3 protein-coding genes are annotated in these 2,672 nt (G+C 72.6%); all 3 read left to right on the plus strand.

Annotation, left to right across the window (positions count from 1 at the left end; all coding sequences use genetic code 11):
• Positions 1-371 (plus strand): alpha/beta hydrolase family protein (locus FH969_RS14735; RefSeq protein WP_425462471.1); only part of this gene is annotated, 371 nt, incomplete at its 5' end.
• A 67-nt stretch (positions 372-438) separates the two neighbouring features.
• Positions 439-1,263, plus strand: coding sequence for an inositol monophosphatase family protein (locus FH969_RS14740; RefSeq protein WP_180359830.1), 825 nt, complete (start codon positions 439-441; stop codon positions 1,261-1,263).
• A gap of 95 nt (positions 1,264-1,358) precedes the next feature.
• Positions 1,359-2,531 (plus strand): nucleotide sugar dehydrogenase, encoded by a 1,173-nt coding sequence (locus tag FH969_RS14745; RefSeq protein ID WP_139987946.1) that lies wholly within the window; start codon positions 1,359-1,361, stop codon positions 2,529-2,531.
• Positions 2,532-2,672 lie beyond the last annotated feature (141 nt).

Here is a 2,672-nt window from a genome sequence, read left to right on the forward strand (position 1 = left end):
CGGGTGACGTCGAGAAGTTCGACCGCGAGATGGCCTTCGGCATGAAGTTCTCACCCGACACGGCGCGCACCTGGCAGTTCCGCGCGCGGCCGTACGGCACCACCGGCTATGGCGAGACCATCGCGGCGGTGCGCCGGTACACGGTCGCCGACGTCGCGGATCGGATCACCACGCCCCTGCTGATCCTCTCGCCCGAGAACGAGCAGTTCTGGCCCGGCCAGGCCGAGCAGCTCGCCGCCCTGGCGCCGACCGTCTCCACGCTCGTCCCGTTCACCGCGGCCGAGGGTGCCGACGGCCACTGCCAGCCCCTCGCGCGCGGGCTCACCGCGCAGCGGATGTTCGACTGGCTCGACGAGCAGCTCGGTCACTGACCCCGTTCACCCGGAGTTCGCCCGCTGCACGCCGGACCCGTCCGCTGTGCAGGGGAGGATGGTTGACATGACCCATCTCTCCCCCGCCCTCGACGACCCGACCACGACGGCCGACGCCCAGCTCGCCGTCGCGGCGGTGCGTGCCGGCCTGGCGGCGATCCGCGCGGCGGACTCCCGCGCCGTCGTGGCCGTGAAGGCGCACCCCGCCGACCTGCTGACGGCGACCGACCTCGCGGCCGAGGAGGCCATCCGCGGCGTGCTCGCCGCGTCCGACCTGCCCGTCCAGGGCGAGGAGGGGTCGCCGGACCTGACGGTGCCGGACCGCTGGATCGTGGACCCGGTCGACGGGACGGCGAACTTCGTGGCGGGGATCGGCCTCGTCGCCAGCACCGTGGCGCTCGCGCGCGGCGGCGCGCCCGTGGCCGGGGCCACGGGCGAGGTCGAGAGCGGGCGCGTCGTCTGGAGCGCGCGCGGCCTGGGCACGTGGGAGGTGCTCGACGGCGAGCCACCCGTTCGCGCGCACACGTCCGACGGCGAGCTGGCCACGGGCTGCATCACCGTGGGCGACTTCTCCTGGACCAACACCGGACCCTGGCCGCTGGAGCGGCGCGCCGCGCTCACCACGGCGGTGGCCGCGCGAGTGGGGCGCCTGCGGATGGTCGGCAGCTCGGCGACGGAGCTGTCGTGGGTCGCGACCGGACGCACCAGCGCGGCGATCCTCTACGGCAACCACCCGTGGGACACCGGCGCCGGGGCGCTGGCCGTCCGCGAGGCGGGCGGCGTGGTGCTCGACCTGGCGGGTGCGGAGTGGTCGTTCGCCTCGGAGTCGGTGCTGGCCGCGGGGTCCGAAGCCGTGGCCCGGGAGCTGCTCGACGCCATCCGCGGGGTCTGACCGCTCGCGATCCCCGGGTCGGTTCGGCCGGGTCGCCTCGGCGCCCGGTCGGCTCTCGTGCGCGCGCCGGCGTCGCTCGTCCCTAGGATCGAGGCGTGAAGATCGCAGTCGCCGGCACGGGCTACGTCGGACTCTCCCTCGCCGTCATCCTGGCCCCGCACCACGACGTCGTCGCCGTCGACATCGACGAGAGCAAGGTCGCGCTCCTCAACGAGCGCCACTCCCCCATCGTCGACCCGGACATCGAGCGCTACCTCGCCGAGGTCCCGCTGTCGCTCGAGGCGACCACCGACTGGCGCGCGGCGTACGCGGGAGCGGCGTTCGTCGTCGTGGCCACGCCCACCGACTACGACCCGGTCACGAACTACTTCGACACCTCGTCGGTGGAGTCCGTGATCCGGGACGTGCTCGAGGTGAACCCGGAGGCGACGATCATCGTGAAGTCGACCGTCCCGGTCGGGTTCACCGCGGCCATGCGCGAGACCCACCTGGGCGCGGCGATCATCTTCTCCCCCGAGTTCCTGCGCGAGGGTCGGGCGCTGCACGACAACCTCTATCCCAGCCGGATCGTGGTGGGCTCGGACTCCGCTCGCGGACGGCAGTTCGCGGAGCTCCTGCGCGAAGGTGCCCTCGCCCCGGACGTCCCGGTGCTGCTCACCCGGTCCAGTGAGGCCGAGGCGATCAAGCTGTTCGCCAACACGTACCTCGCGTTGCGGGTCGCGTACTTCAACGAGCTCGACACCTACGCCGCGACCCGCGGGCTCGACACCGCGAAGGTCATCGAGGGCGTCGGGCTCGACCCGCGGATCGGGTCGCACTACAACAACCCGTCCTTCGGGTACGGCGGGTACTGCCTGCCGAAGGACACCAAGCAACTGCTCGCCAACTACCGGCACGTGCCGCAGAACCTCATCTCGGCCATCGTCGACGCGAACTCCACGCGGAAGGACTTCATCGCCGCGGACGTGCTCTCCCACCAGCCGCGCGTGGTGGGGATGTACCGGCTCGTGATGAAGGAGGGCTCGGACAACTTCCGCTCCTCCGCGATCCAGGGCGTGATGAAGCGGATCAAGGCCAAGGGCGTCGAGGTCATCGTGTTCGAGCCCGCGCTCGAGGAGCCGGAGTTCTTCCACTCCGAGGTAGTCCGGGACCTGGGTGAGTTCGTGAAGCGCGCGGACGTCATCGTCGCCAACCGGCGGTCGGAGGAGCTCGACGCCGCGGGTGGCGGGCACAAGGTGTACACGCGGGACATCTACGGGCGGGACTGAATCGCCTGGCGGGCGGCTCGCCGTCGGGCGCTCGCCGTCGGGCGTCGTCGCTGCCGGGCGCTCGCCGTCGGGCGTCGTCGCTGCCGGGCGCTCGCCGTCGGGCGCTCGCCGTCGGGCGTCGTCGCTGCCGGGCGCTCGCCG

The organism is Miniimonas arenae (assembly GCF_006351005.1).
GTDB lineage: Bacteria > Actinomycetota > Actinomycetes > Actinomycetales > Beutenbergiaceae > Miniimonas > Miniimonas arenae.